Origin of the sequence: Xenophilus sp., from assembly GCF_044462705.1 — a bacterium.
GTDB lineage: Bacteria > Pseudomonadota > Gammaproteobacteria > Burkholderiales > Burkholderiaceae_C > Xenophilus > Xenophilus azovorans.
In genome coordinates this window covers 20,965-41,417 of record NZ_JBIQNC010000016.1, presented here as the reverse complement: position 1 = coordinate 41,417, position 20,453 = coordinate 20,965, and the positions used below count along the sequence as shown (strand labels likewise).

Annotated in this window: 17 protein-coding genes and 1 pseudogene; 9 read left to right on the top strand and 9 right to left on the bottom strand. The window is 72.6% G+C overall.

Features of this window, described 5'->3' with window-relative positions; genetic code table 11:
• The 3 genes and pseudogenes from ACIY1X_RS05195 to ACIY1X_RS05185 form a co-directional block, all read right to left on the bottom strand.
• Window positions 1-91: pseudogene (locus ACIY1X_RS05195) on the bottom strand (tRNA glutamyl-Q(34) synthetase GluQRS); the annotation flags it as partial.
• A 9-nt stretch (window positions 92-100) separates the two neighbouring features.
• Window positions 101-1,153, bottom strand: coding sequence for an NAD(P)/FAD-dependent oxidoreductase (locus ACIY1X_RS05190; protein WP_399678609.1), 1,053 nt, complete (start codon window positions 1,151-1,153; stop codon window positions 101-103).
• Between the two features lie 35 nt (window positions 1,154-1,188).
• Window positions 1,189-2,154, bottom strand: coding sequence for a LysR family transcriptional regulator (locus tag ACIY1X_RS05185; RefSeq protein WP_399678606.1), 966 nt, complete (start codon window positions 2,152-2,154; stop codon window positions 1,189-1,191).
• A gap of 167 nt (window positions 2,155-2,321) precedes the next feature.
• On the opposite strand from ACIY1X_RS05185, the gene ACIY1X_RS05180 reads away from it, so the two are divergent.
• The 4 genes from ACIY1X_RS05180 (at window position 2,322) to ACIY1X_RS05165 (ending at window position 5,181) form a co-directional block, all read left to right on the top strand.
• A complete protein-coding gene (locus ACIY1X_RS05180) occupies window positions 2,322-3,023 on the top strand; it encodes a pirin family protein (RefSeq protein ID WP_038209929.1) in 702 nt (233 codons plus the stop codon).
• 90 nt (window positions 3,024-3,113) lie between these two features.
• Window positions 3,114-3,536 carry a DoxX family protein gene (locus ACIY1X_RS05175; protein ID WP_399678603.1) on the top strand — a complete coding sequence of 141 codons (423 nt, stop codon included), beginning with the start codon at window positions 3,114-3,116 and terminating at the stop codon, window positions 3,534-3,536.
• Between the two features lie 151 nt (window positions 3,537-3,687).
• Window positions 3,688-4,239: a flavodoxin family protein gene (locus ACIY1X_RS05170; protein ID WP_399678600.1), complete on the top strand. Its 552-nt coding sequence runs from the start codon at window positions 3,688-3,690 to the stop codon at window positions 4,237-4,239.
• Window positions 4,240-4,290: 51 nt separating this feature from the next.
• Window positions 4,291-5,181, top strand: coding sequence for a pirin family protein (locus tag ACIY1X_RS05165; protein ID WP_399678598.1), 891 nt, complete (start codon window positions 4,291-4,293; stop codon window positions 5,179-5,181).
• Here the strand turns inward: ACIY1X_RS05165 and ACIY1X_RS05160 are convergent.
• The 4 genes from ACIY1X_RS05160 to ACIY1X_RS05145 all read right to left on the bottom strand — a co-directional run bounded on the left by ACIY1X_RS05160 (window position 5,168) and on the right by ACIY1X_RS05145 (window position 9,382).
• Window positions 5,168-5,485 (bottom strand): DUF3325 domain-containing protein, encoded by a 318-nt coding sequence (locus ACIY1X_RS05160; protein WP_399678595.1) that lies wholly within the window; start codon window positions 5,483-5,485, stop codon window positions 5,168-5,170. The genes ACIY1X_RS05165 and ACIY1X_RS05160 overlap by 14 nt on opposite strands.
• Window positions 5,478-7,157 (bottom strand): PepSY-associated TM helix domain-containing protein, encoded by a 1,680-nt coding sequence (locus ACIY1X_RS05155; protein WP_399678592.1) that lies wholly within the window; start codon window positions 7,155-7,157, stop codon window positions 5,478-5,480. The genes ACIY1X_RS05160 and ACIY1X_RS05155 overlap by 8 nt, the downstream gene beginning before the upstream one ends.
• A 12-nt stretch (window positions 7,158-7,169) precedes the next feature.
• Complete coding sequence (locus ACIY1X_RS05150; protein ID WP_399678589.1) at window positions 7,170-7,472, bottom strand: iron uptake protein; 303 nt, start codon at window positions 7,470-7,472, stop codon at window positions 7,170-7,172.
• Window positions 7,473-7,663: 191 nt separating this feature from the next.
• Window positions 7,664-9,382, bottom strand: coding sequence for a DEAD/DEAH box helicase (locus ACIY1X_RS05145; protein WP_399678586.1), 1,719 nt, complete (start codon window positions 9,380-9,382; stop codon window positions 7,664-7,666).
• Between the two features lie 327 nt (window positions 9,383-9,709).
• Between ACIY1X_RS05145 and ettA the strand changes: the two genes are divergently transcribed.
• Window positions 9,710-11,371, top strand: coding sequence for an energy-dependent translational throttle protein EttA (gene ettA / locus ACIY1X_RS05140; RefSeq protein ID WP_399678583.1), 1,662 nt, complete (start codon window positions 9,710-9,712; stop codon window positions 11,369-11,371).
• Window positions 11,372-11,413: 42 nt separating this feature from the next.
• On the opposite strand, the gene soxR is transcribed toward ettA, so the two are convergent.
• Window positions 11,414-11,887 carry a redox-sensitive transcriptional activator SoxR gene (soxR, locus tag ACIY1X_RS05135; RefSeq protein ID WP_399678580.1) on the bottom strand — a complete coding sequence of 158 codons (474 nt, stop codon included), beginning with the start codon at window positions 11,885-11,887 and terminating at the stop codon, window positions 11,414-11,416.
• A 132-nt stretch (window positions 11,888-12,019) separates the two neighbouring features.
• Here soxR and ACIY1X_RS05130 point away from each other — a divergent pair, with 132 nt between their 5' ends.
• The 4 genes from ACIY1X_RS05130 to ACIY1X_RS05115 are packed head-to-tail and all read left to right on the top strand — an operon-like array spanning window position 12,020 to window position 19,058.
• Window positions 12,020-13,195, top strand: coding sequence for an efflux RND transporter periplasmic adaptor subunit (locus tag ACIY1X_RS05130; protein ID WP_399678577.1), 1,176 nt, complete (start codon window positions 12,020-12,022; stop codon window positions 13,193-13,195).
• A gap of 10 nt (window positions 13,196-13,205) precedes the next feature.
• Complete coding sequence (locus tag ACIY1X_RS05125) at window positions 13,206-16,379, top strand: efflux RND transporter permease subunit (RefSeq protein ID WP_399678575.1); 3,174 nt, start codon at window positions 13,206-13,208, stop codon at window positions 16,377-16,379.
• Window positions 16,372-17,844: an efflux transporter outer membrane subunit gene (locus ACIY1X_RS05120; RefSeq protein WP_399678573.1), complete on the top strand. Its 1,473-nt coding sequence runs from the start codon at window positions 16,372-16,374 to the stop codon at window positions 17,842-17,844. The genes ACIY1X_RS05125 and ACIY1X_RS05120 overlap by 8 nt, the downstream gene beginning before the upstream one ends.
• The gene (locus tag ACIY1X_RS05115; protein ID WP_399678571.1) at window positions 17,841-19,058 is read left to right on the top strand and encodes an MFS transporter; all 1,218 of its coding nucleotides are present in this window, start codon (window positions 17,841-17,843) and stop codon (window positions 19,056-19,058) included. The genes ACIY1X_RS05120 and ACIY1X_RS05115 overlap by 4 nt, the downstream gene beginning before the upstream one ends.
• On the opposite strand, the gene ACIY1X_RS05110 is transcribed toward ACIY1X_RS05115, so the two are convergent.
• On the bottom strand, window positions 19,050-20,453 hold the full coding sequence (locus ACIY1X_RS05110) for a TAXI family TRAP transporter solute-binding subunit (RefSeq protein WP_399678568.1): 1,404 nt from the start codon (window positions 20,451-20,453) through the stop codon (window positions 19,050-19,052). The two genes, ACIY1X_RS05115 and ACIY1X_RS05110, sit on opposite strands and share 9 nt — an antisense overlap.

The following is a 20,453-nucleotide window of genomic DNA, read 5'->3' as shown; positions in this document are numbered from 1 at the left end:
GGGCATCCAGCCAGCTCGCCAGGGCGGCGACCAGCGAGCCGGCGTGCAGCGGGCCGGTGGGCGAGGGCGCGAAGCGGCCGGTGTAGGCCATCGCACCCGGCTATGCCACGGCCAGCGCCAGCTCCAGCCCGGAGACGAAGGCGTCTTCCACCCGGTGGCCGATGCACCAGTCGCCCGCCACGCCGAGGCCGGCCTTCGCGTCCCACAGGTGCGAGCGGCCCAGCGGCGTCTCGGTCTTGGCCTCGGTCCACAGGCGCGCCTCGGCCAGGGTGGGCGTGGCGAGGATGCCGGTGATCTCGGCGAAGGCGCGCAGCAGCTTGGCTCGCACGCGCGCCGCGTCGTCGCGCAGGTGCTCGCGCGACCACTCGGCGCTGGCCTGCACCGTCCAGCGCTCGATGGCGCCGCGGCCGGGCTTGGAGGATTCGCGCGCCAGCCAGGCCACACGGTGGTGGGTGGAGCGCGCGCAGTTCCACTGCGGGCCCAGGTGCGGCAGGCCGGGCTGGCTGGCCTGCGCGAAGGCCAGGTGCAGCGACCAGCACGGCGCGATGCGCACGTCGGCCACCTGCCGCGCCAGGCCGTCGGCCACCGGCGCCAGCAGCGCTCGCGCGGCGGTCGGCGGCACCGCCAGCAGCACGGCGTCGAAGCCGGCCTGCACGGCGGTGTCGTCGGCCTCGCCCTGCGTGCGCAGCTGCCAGCGGCCGGGCTGCAGCGAGTCGGCTTCGATGCGAACGACGGTGGTGCCCCGGTGCAGCGCATCGCCCAGCGGCGCGGCCCAGTGGGCGGGCAGCGCGTCCATGCGCGGCACGGCGACCCAGTGCGGCTCCAGGCCCGGCAGCGCGGCCTCGACCAGCCGGCCGGCCGGGTCGAGCACGCGCACGGCGTTGGCGCTCCAGCGCCGGCAGGGAGCGCCGGTGGCGTCCAGCGCGCGGCGCAGGCGCTCGTCGCGCACGGTGAAGTACTGCGCGCCGCTGTCGAAGCTGCCGTAGGGAGATTCCCAGCCGGCCAGGCGGCCGCCGGGTCGCGCGTCGCGCTCGAACAGCGCGACCGCGTGGCCCGCCTGCACCAGCGTGCGCGCCGCCGTCAGGCCCGCGAGGCCCGCACCGACGATGGCGATGCGGCGGGGCGGCGGGGTGTGGCGGTCGGCGATGGGCATGGTGGCGGTGTGCGGTGAGGGGATGGCGCCCGACTCTAACCGCTCGGCCCGCGCCCGCGGTGCCGCGTGAGCAGCGCCTCGCGGGTGGTCGGATGCTCGAACTGCGCCAGCCACCACTTCAGCGCCAGCCCCGGCTGCGCGGCGCTGCGCACGCGCCAGGCGCAGTGCATGCGGCCCAGCGGCGCGGGGCGCTCGGTGGCGAGTTCCACCAGGTGCCCGGCCTCGACGTAGGGCCGCGCCATCGGCTCGGGCAGGAAGCCGGCGCCCAGGCCGTGCAGTTGCGCGTGCAGCTTGGCCTGCAGCGTGGGCACGGTGAGCACGTCCTGCCCTTCCAGCAGGTTCACGCTCATGCCCTGGCGCTGGCGGGCCGAGTCGGCGGCGGCCACGGCGCGATGCGCGCGCATCTGCGCCTCGGTGAGGGGCTGCGGCGCCCCGGCCAGCGGGTGGTGCGGCGCCACGGCGTAGACGAAGCGGATCTCGCCCAGCAGGCAACTGCGGATGCCGCCGCCGGTGAAGGCCAGGCTCTGGGCGTCGAGCACGGCGCCGATGGCCAGGTCGGCCTCGCCGCTGGTGAGCGCCTCGATGGTGCCCAGCAGCGTTTCGTCGCGCAGCTTCAGGCGCGTGGGCGGGTTCAGCGCGTAGAAGGCGCCGACCAGGTCGTACAGCGGGTCGCGCGCGATCGCGCTGTCGATGGCGATGGTCAGCTGCGGCTCCCAGCCGGTGGCGATGCGGCGCACGCGGTTGGCCACGGCGTCGATCTCGGCCAGCAGCCGGCCGGCGTCGCGCAGCAGCTCGGCGCCGGCCTCGCTCAGCCGCGCCTGGCGGGCGCTGCGGTCGAACAGCAGCACGTCCAGCGCGTCCTCGATCTGGCGCACGCGGTAGGTCAGGGCGCTGGGCACCACGCCCAGCGCGCGCGCGGCAGCGGCGAAGCTGCCGCGCTCGGCCACGGTCTGGAGCATCGCCAGGGCGTCGGGGGTGAGGACTTCGCGGGCGCCGGGCATGGGCGGATTGTCATTCAAATCGTTTGAATGGTGTCTTCAAGACGGCTGCCTCCCGGAGCCGGTTCCCCGGCCTAAAGTACCTTCCATCGCGGTGCAGTCCGGCACCGCCCACGAGAGGGCAAGGCATCCACGAGGCGCCCGCTGCCCGCATTCGAAAGGGTTCAACGATGTTGCAAGTCCGCAGCTCCCAGGAACGCGGCTACGCCGACCACGGCTGGCTCAAGTCCTTCCACAGCTTCTCGTTCGCGGGGTACTACGACCCGGCCTTCATGGGCTGGGGCAACCTGCGCGTGATCAACGAGGACCGGGTCGCCGCCGGCGCCGGCTTCGGCACCCACGGCCACCGCGACATGGAGATCATCAGCTACGTGCTCGACGGCGCGCTGGCGCACAAGGACAGCATGGGCAATGTGGAGTCGATCCCGCCCGGCGAGGTGCAGCGCATGAGCGCCGGCCGCGGCGTGATGCACAGCGAGTTCAACCACGAGGCCGACAAGACCACGCACTTCCTGCAGATATGGATCGAGCCGAACGTGCGCGGCATCACGCCGGGCTACGAGCAGAAGAAGGTCGACGCGGCCGACAAGCGCGGCCGGCTGGCGCTGGTGGCGGCGCCGGAAGGCGAGGGCGCGGCGGTGAGCATCCACGCCGACGCCCGGATGTACGCGGGCCTGTTCGACGGCGGCGAGGCAGCCGAACTGGCGCTGGACCCGCACCGCAAGGCCTACGTGCACGTGGTGCGCGGCGAGGTGCAGGTGAACGGCCGGCAGCTCGGCGGCGGCGATGCGGCGATGATCGCGGACGAATCGCGCCTGGCGCTGTCGCACGGCAAGGACGCCGAAGTCCTCGTCTTCGACCTGGCGCCGTAAAGTGCCGGTGCCGCGGCCTCGCAGAACGGGCCGCGGCTTTCCTTTCCCTCTTTTCACATGTTTGTCTTTTTCAACGCAAGGAGCCCTTCCATGGCCATCACCCAGACCTCTTCCACCACGCCCACCCAGGACGGCCTCGCGCTGCTGGGGCGCATCTTCCTGGCCGCGCTGTTCATTCCGGTCGGCTTCGGCAAGATCGCGGGCTTCGCCGGCACGGCGGGCTACATCGCCTCGGTGGGGCTGCCGATGCCGCAGGTGGGCGCGGCGATCGCCATCGTGGTCGAGCTGGGTCTGGGCATCCTGCTGCTGGTGGGCTTCAAGACGCGGCTGGCCGCGCTGCTGATCGCGCTGTTCACGCTGGCCGCGGCGCTGTTTTTCCACAACTACTGGTCGATGCCGGCCGACAAGGTGATGATCAACCAGCTCATGTTCTGGAAGAACATCGCCATCGCCGGTGGCCTGCTCGCCTTCACGGCCTTCGGCCCCGGCCGCTTCAGTATCGACAGGAAATAACAACCCCCATGCCGCTTCGCGGCTCCCCCTTCTCTCGCTTCGCGGGAAGGGGGCGCACCCGGCGGCCTGGCAAAGCCAGTTCCGCGGGTGCCCTGGCATGGCCTGCTCCGCGGCCACCTGATATTGAACGAACTGAATCGAGCACACGAACATGAGCGGCATCGTCATCGTCTACCACTCCGGCTACGGCCACACCCAGCGCGTGGCGCAGGCGGTGGCTGAGGGCGCGCAGGCCGAACTGATCGCCATCGACGCCGACGGCAACCTGCCGGTCGGCGGCTGGGAGGTGCTGGCCGCGGCCAGGGCCATCGTGTTCGGCTCGCCCACCTACATGGGCGGGCCGAGCTGGCAGTTCAAGAAGTTCGCCGACGCCTCCTCCAAGGTCTGGTTCGCCCAGGGCTGGAAGGACAAGCTCTTCGCCGGCTTCACCAACAGCGCGACCATGAACGGCGACAAGTTCGCCACGCTGACCTACCTGTGGCAGCTGGCCATGCAGCACAGCGGCCTGTGGATCAGCCTGGGGATCAAGCCGACCAACGACAAGGCGGCCACGCGGCACGCGCCCAACTACGTGGGCGGCTACGGCGGCCTGCTGACCACCTCGCCCTCGGACGCCAGCGCGGCCGAGGTGCCGCAGGGCGACCTGGACACGGCGCGCGCCTTCGGCGAGCGCATCGCGCAGGTCGTCGCGGCGCGCGGCTGAGGCGGCGCCCGCCTTTCCCACCGGCATCCGGACAAAGACAAGGAGCACCCCATGACCGATCCCCTGCAACTGCTCAAGCCGCACGACAAGGACCTGGGCGGCGGCTTCCTCGTGCGCCGGCTGCTGCCCGCCGCGCAGCAGCGCTCGGTCGGGCCCTTCGTCTTCTTCGACCACATGGGCCCGGTCACCGAGCATCCCGAGGACCGGCACGACGTGCGCCCGCACCCGCACATCGGCCTGGCGACGGTGACTTACCTGTTCGAGGGCGCGATGATGCACCGCGACAGCCTGGGCTCGGCGCAGGAGATCCTGCCCGGCGCCATCAACTGGATGACCGCGGGCCGCGGCATCGTGCACTCGGAGCGCAAGCCCGAGCGCCTGAAGGGCGGCACCTTCGTCAACCACGGCCTGCAACTGTGGGTGGCGCTGCCGCGGGAGCACGAGGAGGCGGAGCCGAGCTTCGTGCACACCGCCGCCGAGGCGATCCCCGCGCTGACGGAGCAGGGCGCGGCCGTGCGCGTGCTGGTGGGCGAGGCCTTCGGCGCGACGTCGCCCGTGGCCACGCTCAGCGAGACGCTGTACCTGGACATCCGGCTGCCGGCGGGCGGGCGCTTCGAGCTGCCGGCGCTGGCGCCCGAGCGCGCCGTCTACCCGGTCGACGGCGACGTGCGGATCGACGGCGATGCCGTCGCGCAGCACGCGATGGCGGTGCTGCCCGAAGGCCGCGCCGTGGTGATCGAGGCCGACGCGGCGGTCCGGCTGGTGGTCATCGGCGGCGCGCCGCTGGACGGGCCGCGCTTCATGGCGTGGAACTTCGTCTCCAGCCGCCGCGAGCGCATCGTCGAGGCCGGCGCGGACTGGGCCGCGCAGCGCATGGGCCAGGTGCCGGGTGAGACGGAATTCATCCCGCTGCCGGACCTCCCCGCCTTCAAGGCCGGCTGACGACCCAGGCCAGCGCCCGCAGCCAGTGCGGCTGCCAGGTGAGCACGAGGCTCACGGCGAGCGCGGCGCAGGCCAGGGCCATGACCCACACGAGCACCGCCATCGAGGCGTGATCCACGCGCAGGCACAGCGCCAGGCCTGCCGCCAGGCCGAGACCGCCCAGTGCGCGCAGCCGCAGCACGGCCGCCCGCGTGGGCGCGTCCGGCCGCACCTGCGTCCAGTGCGTCTCCATCGCCAGCGCCAGCCAGCCCATGCCGGCCACGCAGGCCGCCAGCGCCGCGGCCAGCAGCGCCGCCTCACGCATGTGCCGCCTCCGCGCGAGGGGCCGGCCGGACGCCTGCGGCCGCGCGACGGCCGAGCCGGCGCGCGGCCCCCGCCGCCAGCGCGGCGCTGGCCAGCAGGAACAGGTCCACGCCGGCCACCGGCCAGTAGGTGTCGATGAAGACCGTCCTGGCGAGGTGGTCGCCGGTGGTCAGCCAGTTCAGCAGCACGGCGGCCACCGCTATCGCCGCGACGGCCCAGCACTGCTCGCGCCACGCCGGGTTGGGCCGCCCCTGCGCCACCGGGGCGCTGCGCGCGAAGGCGTGCGCCATCGCCAGCGCCCAGCCGGCCCAGAACAGGTACTGCTCCAGGTCGCCGCGCGGCGGCCAGCCGGCCGGCAGCGATTCAGGCAGGAGGCGGTTGGCGATCAGGATCGTCAGCGCGGCCAGCAGCATGCCGGTCACCGTGGTCACCGCCAGCGCATCGACCACGCGGCTTCCCTGGCTGCCGGCGGCGGCGTGCTGCTTCTTGCGCTTCTCGACGAAGAAGATGAAGCCGGTGGCGATGCACACGCAGCCCAGCAGCCCGCCCAGCACGTACAGCCAGCGCAGCAGCCAGTGGCGGAAGTGCTGCAGGTGCAGCCCGGTCAGGAAGGTGTTGACGCTGTCCACCGCCGTGCGCGGCGGGTCCTCGCGCAGCAGTTCGCCGGTGCCGGCCTTGAAGTGGATGCCGTCGCCCACCAGCGCGATCCGGTCGGTGCCCGCGCGGTACACGCTGACGTAGCCGTTGGCGTCGCCGACGTGGCTCACGGTGAGCAGGCCCACCTCGCCGGCCATGCCCCTGGCGGCCCAGCGGCGCTGCGCCTCGGCGGCCATGGCGTCCACCGAGGCCAGCGGCGCGGCGACGCCGGCGCGGTCGTGCGGCAGGCCGGTCTCCTCGGCCTCCAGCTTCTCGTGCAGCTCATGCAGCGGGTTCAGCTGCGTGTGCGTCACCGGGAAGTAGATGCCCGCGAAGATCACCAGCCCGGTGAAGGCGAAGAAGAAGTGGAAGGGCAGCGCCAGCACGCCCGTCATGTTGTGCAGGTCCAGCACGCTGCGCTGCGTCGACTTCTTCGGCCGGAAGGTGAAGAACTCGCGGAAGATCCTGCGGTGCATCACCACGCCGCTGACCAGCGCGGCCAGCATCGTCAGCCCGGCCAGGCCCACGATCCAGTAGCCCAGGTCCTTCCAGCTCAGGTTCAGGCTGTAGTGCAGCGGATAGAAGAACTGGCTGCCGATCTTGAGCCGGTCGTCGGGCAGTGCGACGCCGGTGCGCGGGTCGATGGTGCGGTTGCCGCGGGCCGCGTCGTCGGGGTCCCTGGCGTTGGGCACCTCGTAGCTGGTGAACAGCGACAGCACCGGATCGCGGTGGGTGGTGTAGGCGCCCCAGCTGCGCACGGTGTCGAAGCGCGCGGGCAACGGTCCGTCGACCCGGTCGCGCAGGTAGTCCAGGCTCTCCTTGCTGGGCTGCATGTCCTGGAAGATGGGCTGCAGCAGCCTGTCGAACGAGGGCATGGACTGCGCGGCATGGCGCGAGGCGGGAATGGCCCAGCGGTCGATCTCGCGGTCGAACACCGACAGCGAGCCGAAGAAGAAGCAGGCCATCAGCACGAAGCCCAGCGCCAGGCCGAACCAGGTGTGCACCCAGGCCATCGCCTGGCGGAAGTTGGGGAACATGGCGTGCGTCCTTCAGAGCAGGGTCCGCTGTACCAGCGAGGCCGCGCCGGCCATCAGCGCGCCGCCGCCGGCCAGCACCAGCCACACGCGCGCCAGGCGGCGGGCCGCGAAGGCCCACAGGAAGGCTGCCAGATACAGCAGCATGCCCAGGATGCTGCTCAGGTGCTCGGCGTCGTGGAAGGGCATCCCCAGCGCGAACAGGCCGCTGGTGGCCAGGGCGATGAAGCCCCAGCAGAAGGCATAGCCGCCCAGCACGGCGGCGGCGACGCGCAGCGCGGCGTGCAGGCGGGGGCGGGAGGCAAGGCTGGCGGTCATGCGGGATCGGAAAGCCGGGTGGAATCGGGCCGCGGCGCTTCGGCGGGCGGCGGAAGCGCCGCATTGTGCAGGAGCATGCCCGGCCCCGATGCTGTCGGGGCCTCGCACGGGGTGCGCGGCCGCGGAAAAGAGAAAGGCCACGCCCTCGCGGGCATGGCCTTCCTTCCTGTTCCTGCCGTGCAGGACGCGGGTCAGTAGCCGCGGCGGCCGCCGCCGCCGAAATTGCCACCACCACCACCGCCGCCACCGCGGCGCTTGTTGCCGCCGTAGCCGCCGCCACCACCGCCGCCGCCGCCGCCGGTGCGCCGGTTGCGGCTGAAGGTGGCATCGACGCTGGTGCGCAGCGGGTCGGGCTGGCCGGCGCCGCCGCCGAGGGATTCGGCACGGCGGTGCGCCACCTGGTCGGCGTGCGAAGGGCTGGTCGTGTTGCCGTAGTGCTTGGGCTGGCGCTCGACGCGCTCCTCGTAGAGCGCGTGCGGCTGGGCCGGGCTGGGGTTGTGGTGGCGCTTGGGGGCGTGCTGGCGCGGCGGCTGCGCGCCGTCGCGCTGCTGGCCGCGGCCGCCGCCGGCATTGCCGTTGCCGTTGCCGCCGCCCGGCTTCTTCGGGCCGCGTCCGCCTTCCTGGCCCTTGTTCTCGCGGATGCGCTGCATCATCTCCTGGCGCGCGGCCTTGGCGGCGGCAGCCATCACCTCGCGGCTGGGCGGGCGGCCGGCGCCGCCCCACAGCGTCTGGCGGCCCATGGCGATGGGCTCGGCCCGCTCGCCCTCGTCGGGGCCGAAGCCCTCGATCACCTGCACGGGGATCTGCTGCTTGGTGAAGCGCTCGATCTCCTGCATGAAGCCTTCCTCGTCCAGGCACACCAGGCTCACGGCCTGGCCTTCCTTGCCGGCGCGGCCGGTGCGGCCGATGCGGTGGACGTAGTCCTCGGGCACGTTGGGGATCTCGTAGTTCACCACGTGCGGCAGGTCGTCGATGTCGATGCCGCGGGCGGCGATGTCGGTGGCCACCAGGGCGCGGATCTCACCCGTCTTGAAGCCACCCAGCGCCTGGGTGCGCGCGCTCTGGCTCTTGTTGCCATGCAGCGCCATGGCCGTGACGCCGTTCTTGTTGAGGAAATCGGCCACGTGGTTGGCGCCGAACTTGGTGCGGGTGAACACCAGCACCTGGCTCCAGTCGTGCTGCTGGATGATGTGCGCCAGCAGCTGCTTCTTCTTGGCGCGGCCCACCGGGTGCACCACCTGCGTGATGCGCTGCACGGTGGTGTTGCGCGGCGTGACCTGGATGCTCTGCGGGTTGCGCAGCAGGCCGTTGGCCAGGTCGCGGATCTCGTCGCTGAAGGTGGCCGAGAACAGCAGGCTCTGCTTGTCGTCGGGCAGCAGGGCCAGGATCTTCTTCACGTCGTGGATGAAGCCCATGTCCAGCATGCGGTCGGCCTCGTCCAGGACGAGGATCTCGACGGTGGACAGGTCCAGGTGCCCCTGCTGCTGCAGGTCGAGCAGGCGGCCCGGGGTGGCCACCAGGATGTCCACGCCCCGCTTGATGCGGTCGATCTGCGGATTCATGCCCACGCCGCCGAAGATGACGGTGGAGGTGAGGGGCAGGTTCTTGCCGTAGGTGCGCACGGACTCCTCGACCTGTGCGGCCAGTTCGCGCGTGGGCGTCAGCACCAGGGCGGCGATGCCGTCCTTGCCGAACTTGTTGGTCCTTCCCTGGCCCTTGGAGAGCTTGTGCAGCATCGGCAGGGTGAAGGCGGCGGTCTTGCCGGTGCCGGTCTGGGCGCCGGCGAGGAGGTCGCGGCCCTCGAGCACGGCGGGGATCGCCTGGGCCTGGATGGGGGTGGGGGTTTCGTAGCCTTGCTCGCGCACGGCCTCGAGGATGGCCGGGGCCAGCTTCAGTTCGTCGAAGTTCATTGAATCGAAAGAGCGCCTGACACGGCGCGGTGTTTCAGTGGCGTGACCGCCCGCCGCGGGCCGCCTTGAAGGGGGCGGCCGGGCCAGTCGAGGGCATGTCGAGTTGGGGGGTGGGAGCCTGCGAGGCGGGTGCCTCGTCGTCCCCGGCAGGAAGCCGTGTCGCGGATAACTGTGTCCGGCAACGGCGCCATTGTCGCACGACTCGGCAGGGGCACGCTGCGCCGGCTTGCCTCACGGGGGATAATCCACGTTTTGCGCCGCCCGGCACCCGGGCCCTTCGCCGCGCACACCCACCCCCGAAGCATTCGCAGGTAAGCAAGCACCGCCATGGCCCAGTACGTCTACACCATGAACCACGTCTCCAAGACCGTGCCGCCCAAGCGGCAGATCTTGAAGGACATCTCCCTCTCCTTCTTCCCCGGCGCCAAGATCGGCGTGCTCGGCCTCAACGGCTCGGGCAAGTCCTCGCTGCTGAAGATCATGGCCGGCGTGGACAAGGAGATCGAGGGCGAGGCGATGCCGATGCCCGGCCTGTCGATCGGCTACCTGGAGCAGGAGCCCAAGCTCGACCCCGAGCACACGGTGCGCGAGGCCATCGACGAGGCGATGAAGGAGGTCAACGACGCCAAGAAGCGACTTGACGAGATCTACGCCGCCTACGCCGAGCCCGACGCCGACTTCGACGCCCTGGCCGCAGAGCAGGGCCAGCTCGAAGCGGTGATCGCCGCCGCCGGCACCGACTCCGAGCACCAGATCGAGATCGCCGCCGACGCGCTGCGCCTGCCGCCCTGGGACGCCAAGATCGGCCAGCTCTCGGGCGGCGAGAAGCGCCGCGTGGCGCTGTGCACGCTGCTGCTGTCCAAGCCCGACATGCTGCTGCTGGACGAGCCGACCAACCACCTGGACGCCGAATCGGTCGAGTGGCTGGAAATCTTCCTGCAGCGCTTCACCGGCACCGTGGTGGCCATCACCCACGACCGCTACTTCCTCGACAACGCGGCCGAGTGGATCCTCGAGCTGGACCGCGGCCGCGGCATTCCCTACAAGGGCAACTACAGCGAGTGGCTGCTGCAGAAGCAGAACCGCCTGGAGGCCGAGCAGAAGGGCGAGGAAGCCCACGCCAAAGCCCTGAAGAAGGAACTGGAGTGGGTGCGCCAGAACGCCAAGGGCCGCCAGGCCAAGAGCAAGGCGCGCATCCAGCGCTTCGAGGAGCTGAGCGACTACGAATACCAGAAGCGCAACGAGACGCAGGAGATCTTCATCCCCGTGGCCGATCGCCTGGGCAGCCAGGTGATCGAGTTCAAGAACGTCAGCAAGAGCTTCGGCGACAGGGTGCTGATCGACAACCTGAGCTTCAACATCCCGGCCGGCGCCATCGTCGGCATCATCGGGCCCAACGGCGCGGGCAAGTCCACGCTGTTCAAGCTGATCGCCGGGCGCGAGCAGCCCGACTCGGGCGAGGTGGTGGTCGGCCAGACGGTGAAGATGGCCTACGTCGACCAGTCGCGCGACGCGCTGGCCAACGACAAGACCGTGTGGGAGGACATCTCGGGCGGCCTGGACATCATCAACGTCGGCAAGTTCCAGATGGCCAGCCGCGCCTATGCCGGCCGCTTCAACTTCAACGGGCAGGACCAGCAGAAGAAGGTGGGCAACCTCTCCGGCGGCGAGCGCGGCCGCCTGCACCTGGCCAAGACGCTGATCCAGGGCGGCAACGTGCTGCTGCTGGACGAACCCTCGAACGACCTCGACGTGGAAACCCTGCGCGCGCTGGAAGACGCGCTGCTCGAATACGCGGGCACCGTGCTGGTCATCAGCCACGACCGCTGGTTCCTCGACCGCATCGCCACCCACATCCTGGCGGCCGAGGGCGACTCGCAGTGGGTCTTCTTCGACGGCAACTACCAGGAGTACGAGGCCGACAAGAAGAAGCGCCTGGGCGAGGAGGGCGCGGCGCCCAAGCGCGTGCGCTTCAAGGCGCTGAAGTGATAGGCGGCGGGTGCGCAGGAGACGACTCCTCCGCACCCGCCGTCATTCGGCGCCGTCCAGCGGCGGATCGCCGAGCCAGCGGCGCGGCCCCGCGCCGCGCAGGCCCGCCTGGTCGCCCACGTTGGACAGCAGGCAGCGCTTCATCGACAGGCATCCGCAGCCGATGCACTCCTGCAGCCCCATGTTCAGGGCCTGCAGTTCGGCGATCCGCGCCTCGATCCGCTTCTTCCACTGGCTGGACAGGCGCTGCCAGTCCCGGCCCGTGGGCACGTGGTCCTTGGGCAGGTGGGCCAGTTCGGCCGCCACCTCGTCCAGCGTGAGGCCGACCTTCTGCGCGAACACGATGAAGGCCACGCGGCGCAATACCGAGCGCGGATAGCGGCGGTGCCCCGACTCGCCGCGCACCGATGCGATCAGGCCGCGCGACTCGTAGAAGCGAAGCGCCGACGCGGCGATGCCGCTGCGCTGCGCGATGCGGCCGATCGTGAGCAGCGGGTCCGGCTGGGAAGAGGACATGGCGGCCACCTCTTGACTTCAAGTTAACTTGAACTTTGATCATAGCGATTTCGACGGCGATCCGGGGTGACCGGGAGCGCCGTCGCGGCGGCCTTCGGGGCGCCGTCCTCCTGGCCTGACGAAGGAAATCCTATGGTTCAACGCATTCGACCCCGTCCTGCCGCGCGCGGCGCGGGAGCCCTGGCCGCCGCGGCGGCCCTCGCGGCGCTGCTGGCCGGCTGCCAGCCCGGCGCCGCCGGCACCGCGTCCGCCGCGTCGCCGCCCGAGGTCACCGTGTCGCCGGTGCTGGCGCGCAGCGTCAGGCCCTGGGACGAGTTCAACGGCCGGATCGCGGCGGTGCACAGCGTGGAGGTGCGGCCCCGCGTGAGCGGCGCGATCGAGCGGGTCGCCTTCGTGGACGGGCAAGAGGTGCGCCGCGGCGACCTGCTGTTCGTGATCGACCCGCGGCCGTACCGCGCGGCGCTGGCCAGCGCGCAGGCCGGGCTGGAACGCGCGCGCGCCGCCGCCTCGCTGGCGCAGTTGCAGGCGCAGCGCGCGCAGACGCTGGCGGCCGGCCAGGCCATCTCGCAGGAGGAGCACGACACGCGCAGCGCCGGGCTGGCGCAGAGCCGGGCGGACGTGCGCGCCGCGGAGGCGGCGGTGGCGCAGGCCCGGCTGGCGCTGGAGTTCACCGAGGTGCGCTCGCCGATCGCGGGCCGCGCCGGGCGGGCGCTGCTGACGGCGGGCAACCTCGCGCAGGCCGACCAGAGCCTGCTCGCGACCGTGGTGTCGCAGGACCCGGTGCAGGTGCACTTCGATGCCGACGAGCAGAGCTACCTGCGCTACCTCGGCGCGGCGCGCAGGGGCGAACGCGCCGTGCAGGTGGGGCTGGCGGACGAGGCCGGCTTCCCGCACACCGGCCGGCTGGATTTCATGGACAACCGCGTGGACCCGGCCACCGGCACCATCCGGGCGCGGGCCGTGCTCGCCAACCCGGCGCATCGCTTCACGCCGGGCCTGTTCGCACGGGTCCGGCTGGAAGGCGGCGGCGAGGCCGAGGCGCTGCTGGTCGACGAGCAGGCGGTGCTGACCGACCAGGACCGCAAGTACGTCTACGTCGTGGGCGGCGACGGCAAGGCCGTGCGCAAGGACGTGACGCTGGGCCGCAGGGTGGGTGCCCTGCGCGTGGTGCAGTCCGGCCTGGACGGGCGGGAGCGCGTGGTGGTCGACGGCATGCAGAAGATCTTCTATCCCGGCATGCCGGTGCAGGTGCGGGAGCGGCCGCCGCAGGAAGAAGACGCACGCGTGGCCCGGGCCCCGGCGCGTTGAAGGAGGCGCCGTGGACCTCTCCAAGTTCTTCATCGACCGGCCGATCTTCGCGGTCGTGCTGTCCGTCGTCATCTTCGCGCTGGGCCTGATCGTCATTCCCGCGCTGCCCTCGGGCGAATACCCCGAGGTCGTGCCGCCCAGCGTGGTGGTGCGCACCACCTATCCGGGCGCCAACCCCAAGGAGATCGCCGAGTCGGTCGCCATCCCGCTGGAGGAGGCGGTCAACGGGGTGGAGGGCATCATGTACATGAAGTCGGTGGCCGGCTCGGACGGCAGCCTCGCGCTCACCGTCACCTTCAAGCCCGGCATCGATCCCGACACCGCCGCGGTGCGCGTGCAGAACCGGGTGAGCCAGGCGCAGGCGCGCCTGCCGGCGGAAGTGCGCCAGTACGGCATCACCACGCAGAAGCAGTCGCCCACGCCGCTGATGTACGTGAGCTTCTATTCGCCGGACCAGCGCTACGACGCGCTGTACCTGCGCAACCACCTCAGCCTGCGCGTCAAGGACGAGCTGTCGCGCCTGGACGGCGTGGGCGACGTGGGCGTCTACGGCGCGGGCGAGTACGCCATGCGCGTCTGGCTCGACCCGGGCCGGCTGGCCGCGCGCGGCCTCACCGCGGCCGACGTGGTGCGGGCGGTGCGCGAGCAGAACGTGCAGGTGTCCGCCGGCCAGCTGGGCGCGGAACCCGCGCCGCGCGACAACCCGATGCTGCTGTCCATCAACGTGCAGGGCCGCCTGCACAGCGAGGCGGAGTTCGGCGACATCGTGGTCAAGCACGGCGAGGCGGGCCAGCTGGTGCGGCTGGCCGACGTGGCGCGTGTCGAGCTCGGCTCGGGCGACTACTCGCTGCGCGCGCTGTACGACGGCATGCCGCAGGCCACCATCGGCATCTTCCTGTCGCCCGGCGCCAACGCGCTCGCCGTGGCCGAGGCGGTGTACGGCCGGCTGGAGGCGCTGTCGCAGGCCTTCCCGGAAGGCATGGCCTACCGCGCCGTGTGGGATCCGACCGTGTTCGTGCGCGCATCCATCCAGGCGGTGCAGAAGACGCTGCTGGAGGCGGTGGTGCTCGTGGTGCTGGTGGTGGTGCTGTTCCTGCAGACCTGGCGCGCCTCGGTCATTCCGCTGGTGGCCGTGCCGGTGTCCATCGTCGGCACCTTCGCGGGGCTGTACCTGCTGGGCTACTCGATCAACACCCTGACGCTGTTCGGCCTGGTGCTGGCCATCGGCATCGTGGTGGACGACGCGATCGTGGTGGTCGAGAACGTGGAGCGCTACATCGAGCAGGGCTTCTCGCCGCGCGAGGCGGCGCACCGGGCCATGCGCGAGGTCTCGGGGCCCATCGTCGCCATCGCCCTGGTGCTGTGCGCCGTGTTCGTGCCCATGGCCTTCCTGAGCGGGGTCACGGGGCAGTTCTACAAGCAGTTCGCGGTCACCATCGCCATCTCCACGGTGATCTCGGCGGTCAACTCGCTGACGCTGTCGCCGGCGCTCGCGGCGCGGCTGCTGCGCCCGCACGGCGCGCCGAAGGACACGCTCACGCGCGGCATCGACCGCTGCTTCGGCCGCCTGTTCGGCGCCTTCAACCGCTTCTTCCTGCGCGGCTCTCACCGCTACGAAGGCGCCGTGTCGCGCACGCTGGGCCGGCGCGGGCTGGTGTTCCTGGTCTACGCGCTGCTGCTGGCCGCCACGGCCGTGCTGTTCCGGGCGGTGCCCGAGGGCTTCATCCCCACGCAGGACAAGCTGTACCTCTTCGCCGGCGCCAAGCTGCCGGAGGGCGCGTCGCTCGCCCGCACCGAGGCCGTGACGCGCCAGCTCAACGACATCGCGCACCAGGTGGAGGGCGTCGAAAGCGTGACGGCCTTCGCCGGGCTCAATGCGCTGCAGCAGGTGAACACGCCCAACGTCACCAACTCGTACATCGGCCTGAAGCCCTTCGGCGAGCGCACGCGCAGCGCGCAGCAGATCGCCGCGGAGCTGGGCGAGCGCTTCGCCGCCGTGCAGGGCGGCTTCGCCTACGCGCTGATGCCGCCGCCCATCGAGGGCCTGGGCAACGGCTCGGGCTACTCGCTGTACCTGCAGGACCGCGCGGGGCTGGGCTTCGGCGCGCTGCAGAACGCGCTGGCTGCCTTCCAGGCCGAGGTGGCGAAGACGCCGGGCATGGGCTATCCAGTCAGCGCCTACCAGTCCAACATCCCGCAACTGGAGGTCCGGCTCGACCGGGCGAAGGCCAAGGCCCAGGGCGTGGCGCTGACCGACGTGTTCGAGGCGCTGCAGGCCAACCTGGGCTCGGTGTACGCGAACGACTTCAACCTGTTCGGCCGCGTCTACCGCGTGATGGTGCAGGCCGACAGCGCGCACCGCCAGCAGGTGGCAGACATCGGCCGGCTGCAGGTGCGCAACGCGGCGGGCGAGATGGTGCCGCTGGGCGCGCTGGCCACCGTCGTGCCGACCTTCGGGCCGGACCCGGTGGTGCGCTACAACGGCTACCCGGCCGCCGACGTGATCGGCGACGCCGATCCCCGCGTGCTGTCCTCCGGCCAGGTGATCGCCCGGCTGCAGGAGATCGCCGAGCGGGTGCTGCCGCGCGGCATCGCGCTCGAATGGACCGACCTGAGCTACCAGCAGGTCACGCAGAGCCGCGCGGCGCTGGTCGTGTTCCCGGTGGCGGTGATCCTGGCCTTCCTGGTGCTGGCCGCGCTGTACGAGAGCTGGACCCTGCCGCTGGCGGTGGTGCTGATCGTGCCCGTGTGCATGTGCGCGGGCCTGCTGGGCGTGTGGCTCAGCGGCGGCGACAACAACGTCTTCGTGCAAGTAGGCCTGGTGGTGCTGATGGGGCTGGCCTGCAAGAACGCGATCCTGATCATCGAGTTCGCGCGCGAGATGGAGATGCGTGGCATGGACACGGTGCAGGCCGCGCTGCAGGCCTGCCGCCTGCGCCTGCGGCCCATCGTCATGACCTCGGTGGCCTTCATCGCCGGCGCGGTGCCGCTGCTGCTGGGCTCCGGCGCCGGCAGCGAGATCCGGCTGGCGACGGGCGTGACCGTGGTCGGCGGCATGCTCGGCGTCACGGTGTTCGGCCTGTTCCTCACGCCCGTGTTCTACGTGGCGCTGCGCCGTCTCGCGGGCACGCGGCTGGCCGCGCCCGGCGCCGGCGTTTCGGGAGAGGAGGCGACGCATGCGTGAAGCCATGACAAGCCTGCGCCGCCGACTGGGCGCGATGGCGGCCGCCGCCGCGCTGGCCGGTTGCGCGGTCGGCCCGGACCACCGGACGCCGCCGCCGCCCGACGCGCTGCCGGACCGCTTTGCGCGGGACACGCTGCCGCCCGCGAACGGCGCGCCGGCCGAAGACGCCGCCAGCGCCGCGTTCTGGCGCGCCTTCCGCGACGACCGGCTCGACGCCCTGGTGGCCCGCGCGCTGGACGCCAACCAGGACCTGCGGCTGGCGCTGGCGCGCTACGAGCGTGCCCTGGCCCTGGGCCGGGAGGCCGGCTTCGACCGGCTGCCCACCGTCACCGCAGGGGGCAGTGCGCGGCATGCCCGGCTGTCCGAGACCGAGGCCCAGGGACGGCCGCGCTCCGCCGGGAGCGTCGGCGCCGCCATCCAGGCCGGCTGGGAGATCGACCTGGCCGGCCGGGTGCGCCGGCACGTCGAGGCCAGCCGCGCCGATGCCGAGGCGGCCGGCGCCGACGCGCAGGCCCTGCGCACGGCGATCGTCGGCGAGGTGGCGGGCACCTACGCGCAGTTGCGCGGCCTGCAGGCGCGCCTGCGCGTGGCGCGCGAGAACGCGCAGGCCCAGCAGGAGACGCTGCGGCTGGTGCAGGCGCGGCTGGCGGGCGGGCGCGGCACCGCCTTCGACGAAGCCCGGGCGCGCATGCTGCTCGAAGGTACGTCCTCGCGCGTGCCGGCGCTGGCCGCGCAGATCGCCGTGGCCCAGCACCGCCTGGCGGTGCTGACCGGCCTGCCGCCGGGCGCGCTGATCGACGAACTGGATGCGCCCGGCCCGCTGTTCGCGCTGCCGCCGCGCCCGGACGCGGGCACGCCCGCCGCGCTGCTGCGCCGGCGTCCCGACGTGCGCGCGGCCGAGGCGCGTCTGCACGCCGCCACCGCGCGCGTGGGCGTGGCCAGCGCCGATCTCTTCCCCCGCGTCACGCTCGGGGCCGTGCTGGGCAGCGTCGCCGGCGGCGGCAGCGGCCTGTGGCGCAGCGCCAGCGAGTCGAACAGCGCCGTGCTGGGCATCGACTGGTCCTTCCTCGACGTGGGCCGGGTGCGCGCGCGCATCGAGGCCAGCCAGGCCGATGCCGCCGCGGCGCTGGCCGGCTACCAGCGCGCGGTGCTGGCGGCGCTGGAGTCCGCGGAGAACGCGCTGGCGCGCTACGACCGCACGCGCGAGGAGGACGCCTTCCTGGCCCGCGCGGCGCTGGACAGCGAGGCCGCGCTGCGGCTGGCGCGCGTGCGGCTGGATGCCGGCAGCATCGACCTGCTGGAAGTGCTGGACGCCCAGCGCGCGCAGCTCGCCGCGCAGGACGCCTGGGCCGACAGCCGCACGCGCGCCGCGCAAGCGGCCGTGGCGCTGCACCAGGCGCTGGCCGGCGGGTGGCCGGATGCGCCGGCCCAGGCGAAGGCGCCCGTCGGCGCGCAGACGCGATGAACACGCGAACCTCCACCCTGCGCGCATCGGCGGCGCCCGCCGCGCCGCAGGCCGAAGCCCGTTTCGACCGCGTCGTCGTCGTGCTGGTGATCCTGGCGGGCGTGGTGTCGGCGCTGCACGTGGGCAAGGCGCCGATCGCCATGAACGGCGTGGCGCGCGACTTCGGCCTGGGCCCGGCGGACCTGGGCGGCATGCTGTCGGTCTTCGCCGTCGTCGGCCTGCTGGGCAGCATGGCGGCGGGCCTGCTGGCGATGCGCTGCGGCGACCGGCGCGCGCTGGTCGCGGGCCTGTGCATCCTGGGGCTGGCCAGCCTGGCGGGCAGCGCGGCGCCCGCCTATGGCTGGCTCCTGGCGAGCCGGGTGGTGGAGGGCCTGGGCTTCGTGCTGGTGATGGTCGCGGCGCCGGCGGCGCTGAACCGCCTGACGCCACCGGCGCGCCGAAGCGTGGTCTTCGGCTTCTGGAGCACCTTCATGGGCATCGGCATCGCGCTGTCGATGCTGCTGGGGCCGATGCTCGGCGGCTGGCGCCTGCTGTGGCGGCTCGACGCGGCGCTCGCGCTGCTGATGGCGCTGTGGCTCGCATGGCGGCTGCCCGCACCGCCCGCGGCGGCGGCTGCGCGGCCGGACGCGTGGCAGGGCGCGCGCGCCGTGCTGCGCTGCTGGCCGCCGTTGCGGCTGGCGCTGGCCTTCGCCGCCTACAACCTGCAGTTCTTCGCGCTGATGGCCTTCCTGCCGGCCTTCCTGGCGCAGCGCGTCGGCCTGTCGGAAGGGCAGGCCGGGCTGGCGAGCGCCTTCGTCGTGGTGGCCAACATCCTCGGCAACGTGGCGGCGGGCGCGCTGCTGCAGCGCGGCGTGCCTGCCGGGCGGCTGATGGCCGCGGCCTGTGCTCTCACCGGCGCGCTGGGCCTGGCCGTCTTCCTGCCCGCCATGCCGGCGCCGGCGGTGATTCCGCTGTGCACGCTGTTCTCCGCGCTGGCCGGGGTGCTGCCGGCCGTCCTGCTGGCGAGCGCGCCGGGCGCGGCGCCCGCGCCGGAACTCGCGCCGATGAGCCTGGGCCTGCTGATGCAGGGTAACTACCTCGGGCAGGTGCTGGCGCCCGCGCTCGCCGGCCTGCTGCTGTCGGCCGTGGGCTGGCCCGCCGTCGGCGTGCAGATCGCCGTGGGCGCGCTGCTGGGTGTGGTGCTTGCCGGTGCGCCCGGCGCCCGTTCACGGTGACGGCGATGGCGCGGGCCCCGCTCCCGCCGCCGCCGGGCGCTTCGCCAGCAGCCGCTTGCGCACCGCATGGATGTTGTTGCGCAGCATGTAGAGCTCCTGCGCGTACGAGAGCGGCACCGTCACCTTGTTGGCGACGCGGTCCAGCTCGTCCAGTTCGTCCAGCAGTTCGTTGCGCTCGCCGGTGCCGGCGTCCACCTTGGCCTCGATCTCGCGCAGCCGCGCGTACCAGCGGAACACGCGCCGCCGCACGCGGAAGGTGTACAGCGGCGGCACGATGCGCGACAGCGGCAGCAGCAGCACGACCAGGCCGCCGAGCACCAGCCACATGCGCTCGACCAGGTTGCTGGCCCAGAAGGGCAGGAAGCGCTGCCAGAAGGGCGGCGTGCCGTTGATGGCGCGGTCGCCCTCGGGGCTGACGGGCAGCTCGCTGGTGCGGGTGTTGGGGAAGTCGCGCGCGCCGTTGAACCAGCCGGCGCCGCTGTGGATGCCCTGCGCCGCCTGCGCGAAGAGCTGGCGCAGGGCGGGGTGCGTGTCCTCGCGCGTGAGCAGCGAGGTGGTGGCGGCCAGCATGGCCACGTCGTGCGGCGGCACGTCGGCCGCCAGGTCGACCACGCCGCGCGGCAGGTCCACCGCCGAGAAGAAGGGGAAGATGCGCGTGTACGCCTCGGTCTGGCCCAGGTCGGCCAGCGCGATGCCCGGCGTGCGCAGCAGCCGCTGCACCAGCGGCGACTGCGGCGCCGAGGCGAGCACCACCACGTCGAGCAGGCCGGCTTCCAGCGCCTCGGTGGCGGGTGCCTGCTCGAGCTGCGACAGCCGCATCTGCGCCGGGTCGAGCCGGTTGGCGCGCAGCATCCGCTCGAACACCTCCGGCACGCCGCTGCCGGGGGTGCCCACGTTCACCCGCAGGTCCTTCAACTGCGCCAGCGAGGTGATGGCGGGCGCGCTGCGCCGCGCCGGCCGTGCGGACCGCGCGGGGGCCGGCTCGGGCGGCGCCTCCTGCCGGTAGAAGATCCACAGCGGCTCGTAGAACAGGGCGCCCAGCGAGGTCAGCCCCGCCTCCTCGTCGGCCACCGGGTCGGCCGCGCCGCCGCGCACGAAGCCCACGTCGGCCTGCCCCTCGCGCAGCAGGCGCAGGTTGTCCAGCGAGCCGCTGGTGGCCTGCTCGACCACCGTGATGCCGTTGGCGCGCAGGGCGGTGGCGTAGCGCCGGCCGAACTCGGCATAGGCGCTGCCGGCCGGGCCGGTGGCCAGCCGCACCGTCTTCGGCGGCTGCGGCTCCAGGTAGATGTAGGCGGCGATCAGCACGCCGATGACGATGAAGACCACCGGCCCGGCCGACGCGATCAGGTCGCGCACCGCCAGCACCGCGAGCTTGACGAAGCGGGGCACGCGCAT